At 69.6% G+C, this 19,917-nt stretch carries 20 protein-coding genes and 1 pseudogene; 9 read left to right on the top strand and 12 right to left on the bottom strand.

The annotated features are described in order from the left end of the window. Positions 1–8 precede the first annotated feature (8 nt). Entirely contained in the window at positions 9–1,274 is a 1,266-nt protein-coding gene (locus tag VE172_RS01950; protein ID WP_324796369.1) for a cation:proton antiporter, read from the top strand. Positions 1,275–1,278: 4 nt separating this feature from the next. On the opposite strand, the gene VE172_RS01945 is transcribed toward VE172_RS01950, so the two are convergent. Then, on the bottom strand, positions 1,279–2,466 hold the full coding sequence (locus VE172_RS01945) for an FAD-dependent oxidoreductase (protein ID WP_324796366.1): 1,188 nt from the start codon (positions 2,464–2,466) through the stop codon (positions 1,279–1,281). Continuing rightward, on the bottom strand, positions 2,463–3,062 hold the full coding sequence (locus VE172_RS01940; RefSeq protein WP_324796363.1) for a PadR family transcriptional regulator: 600 nt from the start codon (positions 3,060–3,062) through the stop codon (positions 2,463–2,465). Before VE172_RS01940 ends, VE172_RS01945 begins: the two co-directional genes overlap by 4 nt. Positions 3,063–3,171: 109 nt before the next feature. Here VE172_RS01940 and VE172_RS01935 point away from each other — a divergent pair, with 109 nt between their 5' ends. Next, complete coding sequence (locus tag VE172_RS01935; RefSeq protein ID WP_324796360.1) at positions 3,172–4,065, top strand: NUDIX domain-containing protein; 894 nt, start codon at positions 3,172–3,174, stop codon at positions 4,063–4,065. Between the two features lie 6 nt (positions 4,066–4,071). Here the strand turns inward: VE172_RS01935 and VE172_RS01930 are convergent, their stop codons facing one another. Continuing rightward, the gene (locus tag VE172_RS01930; RefSeq protein WP_324796358.1) at positions 4,072–5,286 is read right to left on the bottom strand and encodes a sensor histidine kinase; all 1,215 of its coding nucleotides are present in this window, start codon (positions 5,284–5,286) and stop codon (positions 4,072–4,074) included. Beyond that, on the bottom strand, positions 5,283–5,960 hold the full coding sequence (locus VE172_RS01925) for a response regulator transcription factor (RefSeq protein WP_324796355.1): 678 nt from the start codon (positions 5,958–5,960) through the stop codon (positions 5,283–5,285). Before VE172_RS01925 ends, VE172_RS01930 begins: the two co-directional genes overlap by 4 nt. 222 nt (positions 5,961–6,182) lie before the next feature. Between VE172_RS01925 and VE172_RS01920 the strand changes: the two genes are divergently transcribed. From VE172_RS01920 to VE172_RS01905, 4 genes are read left to right on the top strand one after another with little or no spacing between them, the layout of a single operon-like run. Continuing rightward, entirely contained in the window at positions 6,183–7,313 is a 1,131-nt protein-coding gene (locus VE172_RS01920; RefSeq protein WP_324796351.1) for a LolA family protein, read from the top strand. Beyond that, the gene (locus VE172_RS01915; RefSeq protein ID WP_324796348.1) at positions 7,310–8,278 is read left to right on the top strand and encodes an ABC transporter ATP-binding protein; all 969 of its coding nucleotides are present in this window, start codon (positions 7,310–7,312) and stop codon (positions 8,276–8,278) included. The genes VE172_RS01920 and VE172_RS01915 overlap by 4 nt, the downstream gene beginning before the upstream one ends. Then, positions 8,265–9,128, top strand: coding sequence for an ABC transporter permease (locus tag VE172_RS01910; protein WP_324796345.1), 864 nt, complete (start codon positions 8,265–8,267; stop codon positions 9,126–9,128). The genes VE172_RS01915 and VE172_RS01910 overlap by 14 nt, the downstream gene beginning before the upstream one ends. 26 nt (positions 9,129–9,154) lie before the next feature. After that, positions 9,155–9,583 (top strand): protein-tyrosine phosphatase family protein, encoded by a 429-nt coding sequence (locus VE172_RS01905; RefSeq protein WP_324796342.1) that lies wholly within the window; start codon positions 9,155–9,157, stop codon positions 9,581–9,583. Here the strand turns inward: VE172_RS01905 and VE172_RS01900 are convergent. The 3 genes from VE172_RS01900 to VE172_RS01890 all read right to left on the bottom strand — a co-directional run bounded on the left by VE172_RS01900 (position 9,567) and on the right by VE172_RS01890 (position 12,744). Continuing rightward, positions 9,567–10,664, bottom strand: a complete 1,098-nt coding sequence (locus VE172_RS01900; RefSeq protein WP_324796337.1) for an acyltransferase family protein — start codon at positions 10,662–10,664, stop codon at positions 9,567–9,569. The genes VE172_RS01905 and VE172_RS01900 overlap by 17 nt on opposite strands. Positions 10,665–10,949: 285 nt before the next feature. Beyond that, positions 10,950–11,579, bottom strand: coding sequence for a response regulator transcription factor (locus VE172_RS01895; RefSeq protein ID WP_349258223.1), 630 nt, complete (start codon positions 11,577–11,579; stop codon positions 10,950–10,952). 13 nt (positions 11,580–11,592) lie between these two features. Further along, entirely contained in the window at positions 11,593–12,744 is a 1,152-nt protein-coding gene (locus VE172_RS01890) for a sensor histidine kinase (protein WP_324796331.1), read from the bottom strand. 130 nt (positions 12,745–12,874) lie between these two features. Between VE172_RS01890 and VE172_RS01885 the strand changes: the two genes are divergently transcribed. Beyond that, positions 12,875–13,414: a hypothetical protein gene (locus VE172_RS01885; protein ID WP_324796328.1), complete on the top strand. Its 540-nt coding sequence runs from the start codon at positions 12,875–12,877 to the stop codon at positions 13,412–13,414. A 13-nt stretch (positions 13,415–13,427) separates the two neighbouring features. Beyond that, positions 13,428–14,252: pseudogene (locus tag VE172_RS01880) on the top strand (phosphoribosylaminoimidazolesuccinocarboxamide synthase); the annotation flags it as partial. On the opposite strand, the gene VE172_RS01875 reads toward VE172_RS01880, so the two are convergent. Beyond that, on the bottom strand, positions 14,253–15,509 hold the full coding sequence (locus VE172_RS01875; protein ID WP_324796325.1) for a Gfo/Idh/MocA family protein: 1,257 nt from the start codon (positions 15,507–15,509) through the stop codon (positions 14,253–14,255). It lies immediately after the preceding pseudogene. Between the two features lie 137 nt (positions 15,510–15,646). Next, on the bottom strand, positions 15,647–16,378 hold the full coding sequence (locus tag VE172_RS01870) for an ArsR/SmtB family transcription factor (RefSeq protein WP_324796323.1): 732 nt from the start codon (positions 16,376–16,378) through the stop codon (positions 15,647–15,649). Between the two features lie 66 nt (positions 16,379–16,444). Here VE172_RS01870 and VE172_RS01865 point away from each other — a divergent pair, with 66 nt between their 5' ends. Next, complete coding sequence (locus VE172_RS01865) at positions 16,445–17,830, top strand: MFS transporter (protein ID WP_324796320.1); 1,386 nt, start codon at positions 16,445–16,447, stop codon at positions 17,828–17,830. On the opposite strand, the gene VE172_RS01860 is transcribed toward VE172_RS01865, so the two are convergent. From VE172_RS01860 to VE172_RS01850, 3 genes are all read right to left on the bottom strand, one after another. Continuing rightward, complete coding sequence (locus VE172_RS01860) at positions 17,819–18,187, bottom strand: VOC family protein (protein WP_324796318.1); 369 nt, start codon at positions 18,185–18,187, stop codon at positions 17,819–17,821. The genes VE172_RS01865 and VE172_RS01860 overlap by 12 nt on opposite strands. Before the next feature lie 98 nt (positions 18,188–18,285). Continuing rightward, positions 18,286–19,122 (bottom strand): PhzF family phenazine biosynthesis protein, encoded by an 837-nt coding sequence (locus VE172_RS01855; protein WP_324796316.1) that lies wholly within the window; start codon positions 19,120–19,122, stop codon positions 18,286–18,288. Further along, the coding region (locus VE172_RS01850; RefSeq protein ID WP_324796314.1) for an alpha/beta fold hydrolase at positions 19,119–19,917 on the bottom strand (799 nt) is incomplete at its 5' end. The genes VE172_RS01855 and VE172_RS01850, both read right to left, overlap by 4 nt.

Genomic DNA, 19,917 nt, shown 5'->3' with positions numbered 1-19,917 from the left:
GTGTGTCCATGTCCACAAGCGAACTGTCCGCCGCCTTCTTCATCGCCGTGGTGGCGATCCTGGTGGTGTGCCGCGCCGTTTCGTGGCTCGTCAAACTGATCGGCCAGCCTCCCGTGGTGGGGGAGATGGTGGCCGGGGTCGTGCTCGGCCCGTCGGTGCTCGGCCTGCTGGCGCCCGGCGTCGAGGACGCCCTGTTCCCCAAGGACCTGCGCCCCGTCCTGTACGTCGTCGGCCAGGTGGGGCTGGTGACGTTCATGTTCTTCACCGGCTACGAGTTCAAGACCGAGCGGATCCGCTCGGTGGCGCGGCCCGCCGCGTTCATCTCCAGCGGGGGAATCCTGGTGCCGATGCTGTTGGGCATCGGCATCACCTGGTTCGCCTTCGGCAAGGTGGACGTGTTTCCCGCGCACGTCTCCCTGTTGGTGTCGACGCTGTTCGTCGGCGTCACACTGTCCATCACGGCCTTTCCGATGCTGGCGCGCATCATCATCGAGCGCGACCTCACCAACACCCCGTTCGGGTCGATCTCGCTGGCCTCGGGCGCCCTGGACGACGCCGTGGCGTGGGTGCTTCTGGCCGGGGTGATGAGCATCGCCGCGGCCAGCGGCGGCCCGATCGCGCTCGCCGTGGGCGGCGCGGCCGTCTTCTCGGTGCTGCTGATCGTGGTGGTGCGGTGGCGCGACCCGTTGGCCCGCTTGTCGTCCCGCGTGCCGGCCGACCAGCTGGTCCTGATCGTGGTGGTGGCCCTGTTGGTGGCGGCCTGGTACACCGACACCATCGGCCTGTACGCGGTCTTCGGGGCGTTCAGCCTCGGCGTCGTGTTCCCCCGTACCCCCGAAGTGGACGGTGCGGTGAAGCGGCTCACCCCGATCTCGGCGGTGTTCCTTCCCCTGTTCTTCACCTACTCGGGTCTCAACACCGACTTCGGGCTGCTGTTCCATCCCGCCCTGATGATCTTCGCCTTCGTCTGCCTGGTCGCCGCCATCGTCGGAAAGTTCGGCGCCTGCTGGTTCGCCGCCCGCCTCGCGGGGGAGAAGCCCGCCATCGCGCTGCGGGTGGGCACCCTGATGAACGCCCGCGGACTGATGCAGCTCATCGCGATCAACCTCGGTCTGGCCGCGGGCATCGTGACCAAGTCGATGTTCAGCGTCCTGGTGATCGTCGCCCTGGTGACGACCCTGATGGCCACGCCGCTGTTGACGCTGTGGGACCGACTCGATCGCCGCAGGCAACGCAAGACCGCCGCACAGGCGGCGGTCGGCGTCGGGTCCTGACGGCTCAGGCGGTGGCCTCCCAGTCGATGCGGTACCCGTACTGCTTGGCGAACATCTTCCGCGGATTGACCAGCTTGAGCGCCATCGGCATCGCCAGGTCGCGGAACACCCGCGCCACGGGGCCCGCCGCCTTCTGCTGATTCACATTCGCGGCGCGGGCGATGATGTACTCCACCCGCTCGCGCCGCTTCGCCTCGTAGGTCGTGAAGGCATCCACAAGCGACGGACGGTCGCGCAGGCACCGCGCCAGCTCCACCGCGCTCTCGCACGCCAGCGACGCGCCCTGGCCCGAGCTCGGGGAGGTGGCGTGCGCGGAGTCGCCCACCAGCACCATCCGCTCCGAATACCAGCGCGGCACCGTCGGCACATCCTCCAGCGGCCCACTGACGAACAGGTCGGCGGGTTTGGTGCGCGCCAACATTTCCGCGGCGATCATCCGATCCCCCTCGTAGCGCTGCGCGATCTCGGCGAGCCAGGCGGCGGCGGGGGTCTGGCGCATCTCGCGGGCCGTCAGGTATTCCTTGCGCGGCAGGTTGGCGAACCAGCCCGCCGACCCGTCGGCGAAGTACTGATACCCGAAGAACGCCCGCCTCCCGAAGGCGAAGTGCATGGCGTTGGGCTCCCCGCGCTGACCCTCGACGGGCGCGCCGAAACCCAGCAGCCCGGTGTATCGGGGCGTCGGCGCGTTCGGGTCGATGAGTTCGCGCACCGTGGAACGAATACCGTCGCATCCCACCAGGACGTCCCCCGTCGCCGACGAGCCGTCGGAGAAGCGCGCCGTGACCCGGCCGTCGGTCTCGTCGGCATCCACCAGGCGCTTGCCCGTGTGGACCTCGATGCCGCGCTCGCGCACGGCCTCCATCAGCACCCGATACAGGGCGGCGCGGTCGACCAGGTGATTGTCGGGCACCCCGGGGGAGGAGGCGTCGACCCGCGCTATCTGGCGTCCACTGTGGTTCTCCATGATCATGACGGGCGTCGCCTCGCTGACGGCGGTGACCGCGGCGTCGGCGCCCACGACGGCCAGGGCGCTCAAACCGTTGGGGGCGAAGCCGAGAAAGCCCCCGACCCCCTCGGCCGTCGTCTCGTACGCCTCGTAAACGGCCGCCTCGATTCCCGCCTTGTGGAGCGCCAGCGCGGTCACGGGTCCCGCGATGCCGCCGCCGATGACCAGGGCGCGTGAGATCTTCATTCCTGTCTCCCTTGCAGAGTCTTGTTCCAGGTGTCGACGAGTTCGGGGTCGTCGAGCCGCCGCACCAGCTGGGTGAGGTAGCCGATCTCGGCCTCCCTCACCGCCACCTCGTATTCCTCCTCGACGAGGTGAAACCAGTGCAGCCCCAGCGCCGTCGCCTCGTCGATCTCGGCGCGGTTCCTGGCCGTCTCGATGCGCAGCTTGTTCACGCGGCTGGTGAGCAGCTCGCGGGCCTCCTGCGGCGCGAGCACCCCCAGAAGCGACAGCGCGGCCACGAAGTGGGGATACTCGTTGCGCGGCTCGCCGATCAGCTCGCGCATCCAGTCCATCAGCTCCTCGCGCCCCGCCTCGGTGAGTGCGTAGACGGTCCGATCGGGACGCGCGGTGTCGCGAATGGTTTCGCTGGCGGCGATGAAGCCCGCCTTCTCCAGCTGACCGACCACTGTATACAGGGTCCCGGTATTGAACTTGACGTGTCGATCCTTGGAGCGCTCCCGCAACCGTCGCCCCATCTCGTAGGGGTGCAGCGGCTCCTCGAAGAGCCCCGCCAAAACGGCCAGTCCGAGCGGGTTGGCGACCTTGCGGCGCGCGGTCATTGACGATCCCTCCCAATTAGTTGGGTACGACTATACACACCCAATTAGTCGGTCCCAACTATAACTTCGATCGGCGTGACCACTCGCCCCGCGTTGATACATTCCCCCAATGCGACAAACCACCCGACTGGGCGCGTACGGCGTGCTCCGAGACGACAATGGCCGAGTGTTGTTGCAGCACATGACCGCCGTCTCGCAGTTACCCGACTCCTGGTGGCTGCCTGGCGGGGGAGTCGAGCACGGCGAGCACCCCGCCGATGCGGTTGTGAGGGAGTTCGCCGAGGAGACGGGTCTCGACGTCGAGGTCGCGGCGCTTCGCGAGATCGTCAGTGATCTCACCGCTTACACTCCTGAGTGGAGTCACCATCACCTGGCTGTCATCTACGATCTGAAGCTCGCGGGCGGAACCTTGGCCCGTGACGTCGTCGAATCCGATGCGGTCAACGTGTGGACACACCCGTCGGACATTGAGGGATCGCCAGTGTCGCCAGTGATCGCCGACGTCTTGGGCGTCACGGGGCCGTCCCTGCCGACGCCTCGGTGGGAGCGCCAGGTCCCCGCGTCGCAGCCTTCGCAACGACGGCGTCGCATCGGCTCCTACGCCTGGATCACCGACGCCGACGGCCGCGTGCTGCTGACCCTCATCGCCGAGGGCAGCTGGGGCGCGGGCCTGTGGCACCTGCCTGGCGGCGGCATCGACTTCGGCGAGACGCCCGAACGGTGTGTGCTGCGCGAGATTCACGAGGAGACCGACCAGGACGCCGTCCTCGGCGAACTGCGGTGTATCGGGTCCAAACACGATCGCGAATCCACCGCGGACGACGGCGAGCCCGAGGACTTCCCAGGTGTATCCATTGTCTACACCGCGACGATCGCGACGCCAAAACCCTTGCGAATCCTCGATATCGGCGGCTCCACCAGCGACGTCCGCTGGTTCCACCCCGGCGAGATCGCCGATCTGCCCCTGACCCTGACCGCCCAACGGGCGCTCGCTTCGGACTGAAGGCCGCTACTCCCTCGGCAGCCGCACCTCGGCGCGCAGGCCGTTGGGCCGCTCGCCCCACAGCTGGATCGAACCCCGATGCGCCGCCACCAGCTCGGCCACGATGGGCAGGCCCAGGCCCGTGCCGCCGGAGTTGCGGCCCCGCGCGTCGTCGAGGCGGGTGAAGCGGTCGAAGACGCGCTTGCGGTCGGCCAGGGGGATGCCGGGGCCGTCGTCGCAGATCGCGATCAACACGTCCGATTCGGACGCGAGGCATTCCACCGTCACCGTCGTCTCGGCGTGCCGCACCGCGTTGTCGATCAGATTGGTGAAGACGCGGTGCAGCCCGTCGCGGTCGGCCTCCACCAGCACATCGGTGTCGGGCCGGGAGAAGGACACGGGCACGCGAGCGTCGGCATAGGTCTCCACGAGCACCTCCAGCAGCTCGCCGATGTCGAGGCCCTCGGGGCGATGGGGGCGGCGCGCGTCGTCCATGCGCGCCAACAACAGCAGGTCCTCGGTCATGCGCGACAGCCGCTCCACGTCCGTCAGCAGGTCGCAGATCAGGTCGTCGGTGGCGCCGATCCGCTCGGCCACCTCGAGTTCGGTGCGCATGTTGGCCAGGGGGCTGCGGAGCTCGTGGGCGGCGTCGGCCACAAAGGACCGTTGCTTGGCGCGCGCCGCCTCCACGGGCCGCAGCGTCCACCCCACCGCCCACCACAGCGCCAGGCCGACCGCCACCGCCAGCACCCCGAGGGTGATGGTGAGGCCGAACGCCAGCTTCGGCACCGCCCCGACCTCCGACTCGGCGACCCCGACGATCACGATGTTCTTGTCGGTCTTGACGGCGGTGGCGCGCACGGGAGTGTTGATGTTGGCGCGTTCGCCCTCCACGGTGAAGTGCTCGCCGTGGATCGCGCGCTCCAGCTCGTCGTCGCGCAGCAGCGGCACCAGCGGGTCGGCGCCCAGCGAGCCGCGCTCGTAGCGTCCGTGGGTGTCGTAGATCTGCACGATCGTGGTGTCGCGGCCGGTGGTGATGCGGCTGGGGAGCTTGTCGTTGTCGAGCAGGCCCGCGATGTCGTGGGCGGTCTTGGTGGCCGCGTCGTCCACCGAGTGGCGCAGCGAGGCGTGCAGCACCAGCATCAGGGTGACCCCGCCGATGGAGAAGCCGACGAGCAGCGCCGTGATGCCCAGGGTCACCAGGCGGACCCGCAGCGGCAGGGTGGACCAGCGGCGGATCATCGCGGATCGGCCGTCAGGCGGTAGCCGGCGCCGCGCACCGTCTGGAGGCTGCGCCGCCCGAACGGGGTGTCGATCTTCTTGCGCAGGTATCCGATGTAGACCTCGACGAGGTTGACGTGGGTGTCCTCGCTGGCCGACCACACGTGGTCCAGCAGCGTCACCTTGTTGACCACCTGGTCGGCGTTGCGCATCAGGTATTCCAGCAGCGAGAACTCCCGCGACGACAGCGCGATGTCGGAATCTCCACGCTGGACGGTGTGGCGTCCGGGGTCCAGCGTGAGGTCCCCGACGGTCAGCACGCTGGGCCGCGCCGGGCTGCCGCGCCGCAGCAGCGCCCGCAGCCGGGCCAACAGCACCACGTACGAAAACGGCTTGGTCAGGTAGTCGTCGGCGCCCAGGTCCAGCCCGTCCGACTGGTCGTACTCGCCGTCCTTGGCCGACAGCACCAGCACCGGGACCCAGTTGTCCTCGCCGCGCAGCGTCCGGATGATCTCGTAGCCCGACATGCCGGGCAGCATGATGTCCAGGATGATCGCGTCGAAGGAGCCGTGGCGGGCCTCGTTCAGGCCGGTGCGGCCGTCGACGGCGATCTCGACGGCGAAGCCGTCGGCCCGCAGCCCGCGCGCCAGCGCGTTGGCCATGCGTTGTTCGTCTTCGACGATGAGCAGTCGCATCGGAGTCTTTCGGGGTCGAGGGGATCGCGATGCTGTCGAAAATACCCGCCTCGACCTGAGGTTTCGCTGAGCGAGCCGCGGCTGAGAGGTCCTTCAGCTCCCCTCAGGTTCGCTTCAGCCACCCCGGCGCACCATTGCCTCAATGCGCGCAACAGGTGGTCCGCGTCGCGCTACCGACGCGGACCACCGCGATAAATTGAAACCTCGGAGAAAGGCAAGAATATGTCACGCAAGCGAGTGGCCCGCAGGTTCGCGGTGCCGATCGCGCTGACCGCCGGTGTGATCACCATCGCGGCGGGTGCCGGAGTGGTGATGGCCGCAGGCGCCAGTGACCTGCCGAAACGCACCGCCGCGCAGCTGCTCACCGCGGTCGAGACCTCGGACGTGAAGGGTCTGTCGGGCACGGTGGTGCAAAACGCCGATCTGGGTCTGCCGAGCATGGACGGGACGGGCGGCACGCTGTCGTCCATCGCGTCGGGCACCCACCAGATGCGGGTGTGGTACGGCTCGCCCGACAAGGCGCGCATCGCCATGCTGGACGACTACGGCGAGACCGACGCGATCCGCAACGGCGAGGACCTGTGGCAGTGGAACAGCAAGGAGTCCAAGGCCGTCCACACCACGCTCCCCAAGAAGCTGGCGGACATGCCGATGTGGCCGCCGACGGCGATCACCGCCGAGGCCTCCAGCCCGCAGAAGCTGGCCGAGAGGGCGCTGAAGGACATCGCGCCCACCACCAAGGTCAGCGTCGGTGACCCGGTCGAGGTGGCCGGTCGCGACGCGTACCAGCTGGTGCTGCGTCCCAAGGACGACTCGGCGCTGGTCAGCTCGATCAACCTGGCCATCGACGGCGAGACCGGGGTGCCGCTGCGCACCCAGATCTACGGCACCAACGTGGACAAGCCCGCGTTCGACGTGGCGTTCTCGCGGATCAGCTTCTCCACCCCCGACAAGGAGAACTTCACCTTCACCCCGCCCAAGGGCGTCAAGGTGAAGGAGGAGAAGTCCGACTGGCCGAAGGCCAAGCACCACGCCGACGGCAAGCACCCCAAGGCCGACGTCAAGACGGTCGGCGACGGCTGGGCGACGGTGTGGCAGACCCACATCGACGTCAAGAAGGCGCTGTCCGACGCGAAGAAGGACGGCAAGGGCTCCCACGCCAAGTCCCACGGCAAGTCCGACGGCTTCGACCCCAGCGCGATGCTGGGTTCGCTGCCGAAGGTGCACGGCGACTGGGGCAGCGGGCATCTGTTCAAGTCGGCGCTGGTCAACGCGCTCATCACCGACGACGGCCGGATCCTGGTCGGATCGGTGACGCCGCAACGGCTGTACGAAGTGGCGGCACACAAGTGAGTGCCGGCACCCTCGCGCCGGCGCGGGAGTCCGACTCCCGCGCCGTGCGCGCCGTCGGGCTGGGCAAGCGCTACGGCGGGGACCATCTCGCGGTGGACGGGCTCGACCTCGAGGTCCCGCACGGCGCCGTGTACGGCTTCCTGGGCCCCAACGGCAGCGGCAAGACCACCACCATCCGGATGCTGCTGGGCCTCATCGAGCCGTCGTTCGGCCACTGCGAACTGTTGGGCGAGCCGATCCCGGGCGCCGCCGAGCGGGTGCTGCCGCGGGTGGGCGCCCTGGTCGAGGGCCCGGCGTTTCATCCGTACATGAGCGGGCGCGACAACCTGCGCCGACTGGACGACGCCGACCCCACCACCGCCCCCGAGACCGCCGCGACCCGCATCGACCTGGCCCTGGACCGGGTGGGGCTGCTCGCCGCCGCCCGCAAGCGTTTCCGGGCCTATTCGCTGGGCATGAAGCAGCGCCTGGCGATCGCCGCGGCGCTGCTGCGCCCCCGCGACCTGCTGATCCTGGACGAACCCACCAACGGGCTCGATCCACAGGGGACCCGCGAGGTGCGCAGCATCATCGCCGACCTGGCCCGCGACGGCGTCACCATCATGCTGTCCACCCACCTGTTGTCCGAAGTGGAACAAATTTGTAGCCACGTCGGCATCATGCACCGCGGCAAGCTGAAGATCCAGCGCCCGCTGGACACCCTCACCGACGACGCCGCGCGCCGGGTCGCCGTCACCACGCCCGGCCCCGAGGCGGCCGCGGCCGTGCTGTCGGAGCTGGGCATGGACGACGTGACGCGCGCCGAGGGCCGCGCGGGAGCGCTGCTGGGCGACACCGACGCCGACAAGGTCGTGGTGGCCCTGGTCAATGCCGGGGTCCCGGTGCACGGCTTCGCCGTGGACCAGCCCGGCCTGGAGGACGTGTTCGTGTCACTGACCGGGGAGGGTTTCGATGTCAGCGGCTGAGGCCACTATGGACACCGTCGCGCACGACGCGATGGAGGGCGGACGGCCCCGCCGCCAACTGCTGCGCTCGGAGCTGCGCCTGATGGCGCGCCGCCGCCGCAACCTGGTGGGCCTGGCGACGCTGTGCCTGATCCCGGTGCTGATCGCGATCGTGCTGGCGGTGGTGCGTCCCACCCAGGGCGAGTCGTTCTTCTCGGTGCTGCTGGGCAACGGCCTGTTCGTGGTGCTGGCGACCCTGGCGATCGAGATGACCATGATGCTGCCGCTGGCCGTGAGCATCCTGTCGGGCGACTCCATCGCCGGTGAGGCCAATATCGGCACCCTGAGGTACCTGCTCACCACGCCGGTGGGCCGCACCCGCCTGCTGGTGGTCAAGTTCGCCTCCCTGGTGATCGGCGCCATCGTGGGCGTGCTGGCGGTGTCGCTGGTCGCGGCGGTCCTCGGTCTGGCGCTGTTCGGGGCCGGCGACTTCGTGACCGTGTCGGGCGTCCCGATCGGTTTCGGTGACGCCGCCGTGCGGATCGGGCTGGTGGCCGTGTACGTGGCGCTGTGCCTGGTTCCGGTGTGCGCCATCGGCTTGTTCGCCTCCACCATGACCGAACAACCCATCGGCGCGGCCATCGCCACCGCGATGTTCGGCATCATCAGCCAGATCCTCGGCAACATCAGCGCGCTGGACTGGCTGCACCCGTTCCTGTTGACCAACTATTGGCCCGCGTGGACGGACCTGCTGCGGGTCCCGATGGCGTTCGACTCCCTCGGCAAGGGGCTGATCTCGATGGCCTGCTACACGGCTATCTTCGGCACCGCCGCGTGGGCCCGCTTCACCACAAGGGACATCACGAGTTGAGCGGGCGCGGGTGACAGGATGGTCGCATGACGACCACCTGGGACCCGAACGCTCCCGGCATCCTGCGGCTGCCCTCCGGCAAGCTGGCGCGCGGACGCGGTCTGCGCCACCCGCTGCCGGAGGGTCCGCGTCCGGACTTCGCCCTGTATCTCCTGGGGCGCGAGCCACCCGAGGTGGACTGGGAGTCGCGCTGGGTGCGCTGGCCCGACTTCCGGCTGCCGGCCGACCGGGAGGACTTCGCCGCCGCGCTGCGCCAGGCGTGGGAACGCTGCGGGACCCGGCGGGTCGAGTTCGCCTGCGCGGGGGGCCACGGCCGCACCGGCACCGCCCTGGCATGTCTGGCCATCATGGACGGAATCCCGCCCGCCGAGGCCGTGGCCTATGTGCGGGCGGGATACTCGTCTCACGCGGTCGAGACGCCCTGGCAGAAGCGCTTCGTCAAACGCTTTCGGTAGCGCGCTTGCGCGGCGGCAATGGTTTCATCAACCAGTTCAGTTTCGGTTCCACCAGCGGACGGGTCAGCCAGCGCACCGGTGGCGTCAGTAGCAGGCAACCCAACGCCAACGCGCCGAGCGTCAGGGTCGCCTCGCCCCACGGGGTGTGCAGGAACGCGTAGTCGTAGAGGTGAAGCCCGAGCTCGGCGCCCTTGGTGAAGAAGCCGTGCAACAGGTACACGAACATGGTGAGCTCGCCGAGCCGGGTGAACCAGAAGGTGCGTTCCGGGACGTAGGCGAAGAACGTGGCCAGCAACACCGCCGCGCTGCCCAGGATGATGGCCTTCATCGGCAGCACGTGCGCCAGGTCGGAGTCCATCTGCCCGGCGCCGTCGGTGTAGTACACCCAGTTCAGGTTGACACTGCCGCCGTGCTTGAACGCCATGTACCAGATGCCGAGGCACGCGATCGGGCCCACGATCCGCACGAACGGGTGCCGCAGGCGCTCGAAGTACTCGCGCTTCATGAACATGCCCGCCACGAAGAACGGCAGGAACTGCAGGATGCGCCCCAGGTCCAGCTCGCTGGGCAGCGTCATGGTGGCCGCACCGACCGAGATGACGATGGCCACGAGGACCGGGAAGCGGACCATCGTCCAGATGGGTGACGTGATGCGCCAGATGAACAGGGCCGACAGGAACCACAGCAGGTAGTACGGGCTCAACAGGCTCGGATCGGGTTCGCCGTCGGTCCACCAGCGAAATACTCCATATAGGAGTGAGAAGATCAGGTACGGCGCGGCCACCGAGGTGACGAGGCGATGCAGCTGGCGCGGCTTTCCGGCGAAATTGCGGGAGAAGTAGCCGCACAACAGGATGAACGCCGGCATGTGCAGGTCGTACAGCACCAGGTACAGCGACCGTATGGTGGACGAGTAGTCGGCCATCGGGGACCACGTGTGTCCCGTGACGACCAGGAGGATCAGGATGAGTTTGGCGTTGGAGAAGTATGAATCCTTTTTAGACTCCTCGCGGGGCTTGTCGGGCGTACCGATACCGCCGGACGTCTGGTCCGGGGTGCGATCGAGTACCTCGGTGCTCATAAGTGTTGCTGTCTCCTCGCGCGTGCTGGGAACGGAGGTGTGACATGCCGGAACCGAGACAAATGCATCGCAAAGGGGCACGACGAACAATGTCGAGACCGGCCCGACCTGTGTTGTGTTGTGGGTGCTCCATACGACGTCGCCACACGCGACATCGCCGAGATGTCCTCCGCCTCGATGGGACGGTAAGGACCTTGTGCCTATTGACACCGTATCAATGACTGTGGTGCTGGGTCCAGACGGTAGGGGCGGGAAATCGGAAATTGTTAAGAGATTCCTGTGAATTCACTGGGAAAGATCGCGCGCCAGGATCGCCGCCTGCACCCGGGAACGCAAGTCCAGTTTGGACAAGATGCGGCTGACGTGCGTTTTCACCGTCGCCTCCGCCATTCCCAGCCGCCGCGCGATCTCCGCGTTCGACAGGCCGTTGCCGAGCAGGTCCAGCACCTGGCGCTCGCGGGCGGTCAGCGCGGACAGGTCGGGCGCGGCCGACGGCGGCGGGCGATGCCGCCCGAACTCGGCGATCAGCGCCCGGGTGACACTCGGGGAGATCAGGCCGTCACCGCGTGCCACGGTGCGCACCGCCTCCAGCAGGGCCTCGGCGTCGGTGTCCTTCAGCAGGAAGCCCGCCGCCCCGGCGGCCAGCGCGTCGAACACGTGCGCGTCGCTGCCGTAGGTGGTGAGGATGAGGACGTCGGCGACGCCCGCCAGCTTCTTGGTGGCGGCGATGCCGTCCAGGCGGGGCATCCGGATGTCCATCAGCACCACGTCGGGGCGCAGCCGCGTGGCCAGCTCCACCGCCTCGGCGCCGTCGGCCGCCTCGCCCACCACCTCGAGGTCGTCCGCGCCCGAGCAGATCAGCACCAGCCCGGCGCGCACCGCGGCGTGATCGTCGGCGATCAACAGGCGAATCACCCGATCGTGCAACTCACTCAGCCTCCTCTCGCGCGTACGGCAGCTCCGCGCGCACCCGCCAGCCGCCATCGTGCGGACCGGCCTCGAACCGGCCCCCCAGAATCGTGGCCCGCTCCCGCATCCCCACCAGGCCGTTGCCCGATCCCGGCACCCCCGCCGGGGTGTGCGGCAGCCGGTTGTCCACCGTGATCACGACCCCGCGCGGCCGGAAATCCACCTCCACCTGGGCATCCCGGCCGTGCTTGAGCACATTGGTCAGCGCCTCCTGGACGATGCGGTAGGCCGCCAGATCCACCGCGACGGGCAGCTCGGGGCGCTTGCCCCGCACCCGCGAGGAGATCCGCAGGCCCGCCGTGGTCGCCCGCTCCACCAGATCATCCAGGTCGGACAGTCCATGCTGGATTATCTCGTCCTCGGCCTCGGTGGTGCGCAACAGCTCGATGGTGCGCCGCATGTCGGCCAGGCCCGCCACGCTCCCGGCCCGGATGTCGGCGATCACCTTGCGCATGTCGGCGGCGTCCATGTGGGGACGCGACAACACCGCGCTGGACTGCATGGCGATCGCGCTGAAGTGATTGGCGATGGTGTCGTGCAGCTCCCGGGCCATCCGGGTGCGCTCGGTGGCGATGGCCGCGCGACGGTCCACCTCGGCCAGTTCGGCGATCCGGGCGGCGCGGTCGCGCTCCAGCTCGGCGCGCCCGCGATGCTCCCGGATCACCATGCCCGTGGCCACCGGCGACAGCAGGATCAGCGCGAAGATCGCGCAGATCACCAGCGCCGTCGTCAGCTTGCCGTCGATGTACGTCAACGCGCTCAACACGACCGTCAGCAGGGTCCCGGCGATCAGCAGGGCCCGGGGCGCCCAGCGGGGCCCGTACACCGTCGCGGCGTAGATGTTGTCGGTGTAGATCGCCGCGGTCGCCAGCGACATGCCGACGGTGACGTCCACCCCGAACGCCACCGTCCCGATCAGCACCGCGATCATCGGCGCCCGGCGCCGCATCGTCACGCCGACGCTCACTACCGTCAGGGTGGCCAGGTGCACCCACAGCGGCGCGTGCACCTCGGTCGTGGAGTAGGTCCCGATCGTCACCAGCACCACGCCGATCGCGTACGCCACGACGGCGGCGATCAGCTCCCGGGGCACCCGACGCGCGTTCTCCACCGCTACATCGAACCATCACCGCGTCCGGGTCGCCTCCTCACACGCGCCGATCGCGGGTACATCCAAAGTCGCACCCGGGTTCGTCTCCGACGCCGACGCGCCCGCCGCCCGACGCGCCCAGAATGGTCCCGTGCTTGTGGTGATCGTGGGTTGCGAGGTGGCCTTTTGGGTGCTGCTGGGCGCGGGCCTGGCCGTGCGGTACCTGTTGCGGCGGCGGCGCCTGTCCACCGCGTTGTTGTGGCTGGTGCCGTTGACGGACGTGGTGTTGCTCGCGGTGTCCATCTTCGATCTGCGCGACGGGGCGAAGGCCGACTCCGCGCACGGGCTGGCCGCGCTGTACATCGGGTTCTCGGTGATGTTCGGCCACCGCACCATCCAGTGGTGCGACGCCCACGTCGCCCACCGTTTCGCCGACGGCCCGCGACCCTGGAAGCCGCCGAAGCGCGGCCGGGTCCGGGTGCGTTACGAGGTCATCCTGTGGTTGAAGCTGGCCGCCGCCTACGTCATCGCCTGGGCCGTCACGGGTCTGCTGATCCTCGCCGTCGGCCAACCCGACCGCACCCGTCCGCTCGTGGACTTCATGTCGGGCAACGCCGTGTTGCTGGCGATTCTGGCCCTGTGGCCCATCACGTACGCGCTGGGTGCCGTGGGGGCCAAGCGGGAGTCATGATCGAATGGGCGGCGTGGAAATGCTGCATTCGGGGAAGGTCCGCGATGTCTACGCCGACGGCGACGACCTGATCCTGGTCGCCTCCGACCGGGTCTCGGTCTACGACGTCGTGTTGCCGACCCCCATACCGGACAAAGGAAAGCTGCTCACCGCGCTCAGCCTGTGGTGGTTCGAGCAGCTGTCGGACATCCCCAACCACGTCATCTCCGCCACCGACGTCCCCGCGGAGTTCGCCGGGCGCGCGATCCGCTGCCGGCGGCTGTCGATGGTGCCGGTGGAATGCGTGGCCCGCGGCTTCCTCACCGGCTCCGGACTGAAGGACTACCGGCGCGACGGCGCGGTCAGCGGCGTGAGCCTGCCCGAGGGGCTCACCGACGGCTCGCGGCTGCCCGAGCCGATCTTCACCCCGTCCACCAAGGCCCCGGTGGGCGAGCACGACGAGCCCATCGACTACGACCGCGTGGTGTCCGAAGTGGGCGCCGAGACCGCGCGGCGCCTGCGCGACATCACCATGCGGGTCTACCGACGCGGCAGCGAGATCGCCGCGCGGCGCGGCATCATCATCGCCGACACCAAGATCGAGCTCGGCACCGACGCGCGGGGCGACCTGATCCTCGCCGACGAGGTGCTCACGCCCGACTCCTCGCGGTTCTGGCCCGCCGACGCCTGGAAACCGGGCCGGGCCCAGCCGTCCTTCGACAAGCAGTACGTCCGCGACTGGGCGGTCGACACCGGCTGGGACAAGACCACACCGCCGCCGAGCATTCCCGCCGAGGTCGTGGACGCCACGCGCGCCAGGTACGTCGAGGCCTACGAGACGCTGACGGGCCTGCGCTGGTTAGTTCCGTTGGTACTCAACGGATTTGACGGCGCCTTCCAGGCGGGCCTCCTCGGCGGCGAACACCGCCAGGTGGGTCTCCAGGGACTCGTCGGGGCCCGACAGCACCAGCGACTGGTCGTTTTCGCCCACCGCGCGCACGAACGCCTCGATCAGCCCGGCGTCGCCGCCGCCGTGACCGGCCCCGGCGCCGACCCCGCCGATCTTCTTGATCTTGGTGACGGTGGTCTTCTCGGTGTTGAAGTCGAAGACCCGCACCTCGTCGCCGTCGCCCTCGATCATCCCCTGCGAACCGAAGATGCGGGTCTTGCGGTCCTCCATCGGGGTGAAGGCGGTGACGGTGAAGGAACCGGTGGTGCCGTCGGCGAACTCCATGCTGACCACCTGGTTGTCGACGACGTCGTTGTCGGTGTCGTAGACGCAGCGGCCGTACGGTCCGTCCTGGAGGGCCTTCTCCAGGCGGGCCTCCTCGAGGACGTCCACGACGTGGCGGATGGCGAAGGTGCGTTCCTTCAGGCCGTTGCCGTAGATGCGGGTCGCCGAGTACGCGCAGTCGTCCTGCACGGGGCAGGACACGCAGCGGTGGGTGGCGCCGGCGGGGGCGTTGTCCGAACGGAAGTGCTTCAGGCTGCCGAAGCTGGAGACCCGGGCGAACGGCACGCCGACCACGTGCCGCAGCCAGTCCAGGTCGTGGCAGGACTTGGCCAGCAGCATCGACGAGGACTCCGCCTCGTTGCGCCACGGCCCGCGCACGTACGAGTGCGCGAAGTGCCAGTAACCGACGGGTTCCAGGTGCTGGACGCTGACGATGTCGCCGATGGCTCCGGAGTCGAGGATCGACTTCAGTGTCTTGGTGTAAGGCGTGTACCGCAACACGTGGCACACCGCGAACACGCCGCCGCCCTTGCGGGCGGCGTTGACGATCTCGCGGCACTCCTCGGGGGTGGGTGCCATCGGCTTTTCCAGCAGGATGTTCCAGCCGTCGTCGGCGAACGCGATCGCGGGCTCGGTGTGCATCCGGTCCTGGGTGCAGATCAGCACCGCGTCGGCGATCCGGCCGGCCCCCAGCAGGTGTTCCCAGTGCGTGAAGCACATGTCGGGGGCGATGCCGTGCTGGGCGGCGAACTCGGCGCGTACCTCCTCGCGCGGCTCCGCCACGGCCACCACCGTGGCCGCCTCCGGGTGATTCAATGCCCAGGACGCGTACTGGCGTCCTCGTCCTCCCGCGCCGACGACCGCGAGCCTGACCGGTGACATGACTGTCAAGATCCTTTCTCAGGCAACAAAGTCGGATAGTAGCCCGCCGATCCGGCGGCGGGAAGGACTCCGCGGCGGTAACTTTTCGTGCCGTGCGGGCGACAATGGACGCGCCGACCCGGTGAGTGGATCTTCGCTCACGCCTCGATGCCGAAGTGCTCGAGCAGCGCCGCGCGGCCCGAGTCGGTGACGCGCAGCGCGCGGGCGGAGGAGCGCCTCACCCAGTCTTCGCGCAGCGTGTGGTCGAGTATCGCCCGGCCCAGCCGCCCCGCCAGATGGTGCTGTTGCTCGCTCCAGTCCACGCAGTAGCGCACCAGCCGGCGCCGCCCCGGTGGAATGTGGACGCCAAGTTTGTCGAGAAAGGACTGTCCATCCTCGGTGAGTTCGTAGTCGATCTCGCTGCCCTGTCCCGACAGGTGATCGGAGCCCGGATCGTCCACATCGAAGTAACCGTCGCCGCCGGCGATGGCGCCGCGATCCAGCAGGGAACGCATGATCCGCACCCCGAGCCGCCCGGCCAGGTGGTCGTAGCAGGTGCGCGCCGACCGCAGCGCCTGCGCCCGGTTGCCCTCCCGCAGCGACCGCACCGGCGCGGTGGGCGACAGCAGCGCCATGGTCTCCAGCAAGGTGGCCACCTTCGGGCTGGCGAAGCGGAAGTAGCGGTGGCGGCCGTGCCGCTCCACCCGCAACAGCCCGCCGTCCACCAGCTTGGCCAGGTGCGCGCTCACCGTCGACGCCGACACCCCGGCCTCCCCGGCCAGCACGCTGGCGGGCAGCGCCCGCCCGTCGCCCAACGCGTTGAGCACCTTGGCCCGGCTCGCGTCGGCCAGCAGTGCCGCGATCGGCGTGATGTCCACGTCCCCTTCCATGGAACCCACCGTAGTGCGGGGACACTTCGTCCGCCACCGAAGCATTCCGGACCTAGCGTTGCCGCCATGACCGGAATAGCCGCGTCGGCCCCCCGCACCCGAAGCGCCCGCCACCCGCGGGTCGTCCTGTTGGCGATGTGCGTCGGCATGTTCCTGATCCAGCTGGACGTGACCATCGTCAATGTCGCGCTTCCCACCATCGGGCACCAGTTCGGCGCGGGCGTGGCCGGTCTGCAATGGGTGGTGGACGGCTACGCCGTGGTGCTGTCGGCGCTGCTGCTGGGCGGCGGCGCGATCGCCGACCGCCTCGGCCACAAGCCCGTCGTGATCGCGGGCCTGGCCGCGTTCGGCCTCGGCTCGGTGGCCTGCGCCCTGGCGCCCGGCATCGCCACCCTGGTGGCCGCCCGCGCGCTCCAGGGACTGGCGGCGGCGACCATGCTGCCGGGAACCCTGGCGATCATCACCCGCACCTTCGCCGAGCCCGCCGCCCGCGCGAAGGCGATCGGCCTGTGGGCCGGGGTGGCGGGCGTGTCGCTGCCGCTCGGGCCGCTGCTGGGCGGCGCGCTGCTGGCCGGTCCCGGGTGGCGCGCGATCTTCTGGCTCAACGTCCCGATCGTGGCGGCCGCGATCGCGGCGGTCGCGTACAGCGTGGCCGGTGATCGCCCCGGGGCGTCGGGGAGCTTCGACGCCGCGGGCCTGTTGCTCGGGGCCGCCGCCCTGGGCGCCGCGGTGTTCGGCTTCATCGAGGCGGGGCGCGCGGGATGGACCTCGCCGATCGTATGGGGGAGTTGGGTTGTCGCGGCGGCGCTGGCGGTCGGGTTGTGGCGGGTCGAGAAGCGCCATCCCGCGCCGATGCTGCCGCCGGGCGTCTTCGCCAACCGGCGGTTTCGGATCGGCGCCGTCGTCACCGCCGCGATGACCATTGTGGGCATGGGGACGATCTTCGTCACGACGCTGCTGTTGCAGGGCATCGGCCACTACACGCCGCTGCGGGCGGGCATCGCCGTCCTGCCCTGCCTGATCCCCATGGCGCTGCTGCCGCCGCTCACGGGGCGGCTGGTCGCCCGCTACGGGCCGCACCGTCCCGCCATCGTCGGCTACCTGCTCGGCGCCGTCGGCATGCTCTCCATGATCGCGGTGTCGCGGCAACCGACATACGTGATGCTGCTGCTTCCCCTGGCCTGCACCGGGATCGCCCTAGCCTTGATCACCCCCGCCATGGTGGCGCTGGTGATGGGCGCGGCGCCGCCCGGCCGTGCCGGCATCGCCAGCGGCGTCAGCAACACCGCCCGCCAGACCGGCGGCGCCATCGGGGTCGCCCTGTTCGGCGCCCTGGTGGGCGACGCCGCGAACCCGGCGGCGTTCGTGCGCGGCCTGGCCGTCGTCGGCGGCGTCGGCGCGGTCATCTACCTCGCCGCGGTGGCCGGACTGGTCCGCGACTCACGACGCTGACGGCGCCGGACGGAACAGCCGCGCGTACCGTCCACTGTCGTTGGTGAAGTCGACCACCCGCACCGGGTTGCCCGCGGGGTCCATGAAGATCCCGTACTTGCCCGGCGGGATCTCCACCGGCGGCCCCATCCATCGCAGGCTGGGGTTCTCCCGGTGGAATTCGCTGACGTCCGCGATCCGAAACACCGGCCCGCTTCCGGCCTTGGACTCAACGGGGTGCTGTTCGAGCAGGATGTCCACGTACGGCGAGTCGTTGTCGGCCAACAAGACGGTGTCGTGATCGGGCCGCGCGACATCCCGAAAGCCGAGCGACAGGTAGCAGGCGGCGGCGGTCTCGACGTCATCAACCGGGTACACGGTGCACAACAGCTCCATACAAAGGCACTCTGCCTCACCACCCCGACACCACACAACAGACATTCGGGTGAATGACCTCATCCGAAACGCGGCGAAGATCAGGGCAAAGACACGAACTCGCCGCGCGACACCGCCACCGCCCGGCCCCTCACCCGGGCCCTAACGGCGGCGCCGGCCGCGGCGTCGACCTGGCATTCCAATCGCGACGGACGGCCCATCTCGGCCCCCTGCTCCACCACATAGGAGGTGGTGCCGTCGGCGGGCACCAGGCCCTCGGCGACCAGGTGAACGCCCAGCGCCAGCGCGGCCGAGCCCGTGGCGGGATCCTCGGTGATGCCGAATCCGGGCGCGAAGAGCCGGGAGTGGGCGCGGCCGGTCGTCGCGTCGAAGGAGAACAGGTACACCTCGGGCTGGCCCGCGATGCGGGTGTTTTCGGCCCGCGCCACCGCCTCCGGTATCACCGGCAGGATGGGGAACTCGATGCCGGTGCCGACCCGGCGGGCGTTTCCGGCCAGGTCGGACGGCTCCAGGCCCGCCAGCTCCAGCAGGGGCGCCGCGTCGAGCGGGCCGCCGTCGGTGGGGGTGCCGCCGGTGAGGGTCGCCGCGTCGCCGTCGACCACGACCGGCAGGAGCCCGGCGCCGCATTCCTGGGTCGCGGTGCCGTCGGCGATGTCGCCGCGGCGGGCCAGGGTGACGGCGGTGCCGATGCTGGGGTGACCGGCGAAGGGGATCTCGGACTTCGGGGTGAAGATCCGCACCCGGTAGTCGGCGGTCGTGGTGGGGGGCAACACGAACGCGGTCTCGGAGAGGTTGAACTCGGCGGCGATGGCCTGCAACTGCTTGTCGCTCAGGCCATCGCCGCCGAACACCACCGCCAGGGGGTTGCCCTCGAAGGGGGTGCCGGTGAAGACGTCGACGATCTCGTAGCTGATCATTCCGCCACGGTACCGAGGCTTTCGTCGATGAAGCGGGTGATCTCGGCGACCAGCTGCTCGCCGATCTCGTTGGTGAGGTTGTGGCTGGCGTCCACCTCGTGAACCACCAGTGTGGAGCGTTGCTTGTGGATGGCGCCCAGGTCGTCGCGCAGCCCCTGACGGAACGCGTCCATGAATGCGTCGAAGTGCGGCGGGATGCCGGGCAGGTTCCGCGTGGCCAGCACGACGAGGAACGGGCAGCCCACCTCGGCGAAGATCGGGACGCTGTCGTGGAACTCGGGGGCGGCGCGCAGCGCGGCGGTGAGCTCGGGGCCGGGGCGCCGGTAGGTGTGGCCGTCGCGGACGACGCGGGCGCGCGGCGAGGTGGCGGCGATCGCCTCTTCGGGCAGCGGCCGGCCCGACGCCGCCTCGTGGGCGTCGAAGACGCCCTTCAGCTCGGCGAGGATCGCGTCGCGCTCGTCGGCGGCGATGCCGTGGTAGTTCCCGGGATCGGTCTCGGTGGCGCGGTGGCCGTCCAGGGAGACCAGCGCCGGGCACTCGGGGTGGCGGCGGCCCCACATTCCCGCGAGCATCCCGCCCAGCGACTGACCCACCACCACCGGATTGGACAATCCACAGTGCTCGACGACCGCCTCGATGTCGTCCAGCACGGCGTCGAAGTCCCAGGGGCCGTCGCCGGATTGCCCGTGGCCGCGCAGATCCGGGGCCACGACGCGGTACCGCCGCGCCAGCGGCGGCCCGATGGCGTCCCACGCGGAGGCGTCGGCCCCCGCGCCGTGCAGCAGGACGACGGGC

This window comes from Stackebrandtia sp., assembly GCF_035643755.1.
GTDB lineage: Bacteria > Actinomycetota > Actinomycetes > Mycobacteriales > Micromonosporaceae > Stackebrandtia.
This window is presented reverse-complemented; position numbering and strand designations above follow the sequence as displayed.

What these genes read in the sequence shown, in the direction of transcription:
- VE172_RS01925 (WP_324796355.1), bottom strand. Translation starts at nt 5,960, where the DNA reads ATGCGACTGCTCATCGTCGAAGACGAACAACGCATGGCCAACGCGCTG.
- VE172_RS01865 (WP_324796320.1), top strand. Translation starts at nt 16,445, where the DNA reads ATGACCGGAATAGCCGCGTCGGCCCCCCGCACCCGAAGCGCCCGCCAC.
- VE172_RS01900 (WP_324796337.1), bottom strand. Translation starts at nt 10,664, where the DNA reads ATGAGCACCGAGGTACTCGATCGCACCCCGGACCAGACGTCCGGCGGT.
- VE172_RS01910 (WP_324796345.1), top strand. Translation starts at nt 8,265, where the DNA reads ATGTCAGCGGCTGAGGCCACTATGGACACCGTCGCGCACGACGCGATG.
- VE172_RS01945 (WP_324796366.1), bottom strand. Translation starts at nt 2,466, where the DNA reads ATGAAGATCTCACGCGCCCTGGTCATCGGCGGCGGCATCGCGGGACCC.
- VE172_RS01950 (WP_324796369.1), top strand. Translation starts at nt 9, where the DNA reads ATGTCCACAAGCGAACTGTCCGCCGCCTTCTTCATCGCCGTGGTGGCG.
- VE172_RS01870 (WP_324796323.1), bottom strand. Translation starts at nt 16,378, where the DNA reads ATGGAAGGGGACGTGGACATCACGCCGATCGCGGCACTGCTGGCCGAC.
- VE172_RS01855 (WP_324796316.1), bottom strand. Translation starts at nt 19,122, where the DNA reads ATGATCAGCTACGAGATCGTCGACGTCTTCACCGGCACCCCCTTCGAG.
- VE172_RS01875 (WP_324796325.1), bottom strand. Translation starts at nt 15,509, where the DNA reads ATGTCACCGGTCAGGCTCGCGGTCGTCGGCGCGGGAGGACGAGGACGC.
- VE172_RS01920 (WP_324796351.1), top strand. Translation starts at nt 6,183, where the DNA reads ATGTCACGCAAGCGAGTGGCCCGCAGGTTCGCGGTGCCGATCGCGCTG.
- VE172_RS01930 (WP_324796358.1), bottom strand. Translation starts at nt 5,286, where the DNA reads ATGATCCGCCGCTGGTCCACCCTGCCGCTGCGGGTCCGCCTGGTGACC.
- VE172_RS01935 (WP_324796360.1), top strand. Translation starts at nt 3,172, where the DNA reads ATGCGACAAACCACCCGACTGGGCGCGTACGGCGTGCTCCGAGACGAC.
- VE172_RS01905 (WP_324796342.1), top strand. Translation starts at nt 9,155, where the DNA reads ATGACGACCACCTGGGACCCGAACGCTCCCGGCATCCTGCGGCTGCCC.
- VE172_RS01940 (WP_324796363.1), bottom strand. Translation starts at nt 3,062, where the DNA reads ATGACCGCGCGCCGCAAGGTCGCCAACCCGCTCGGACTGGCCGTTTTG.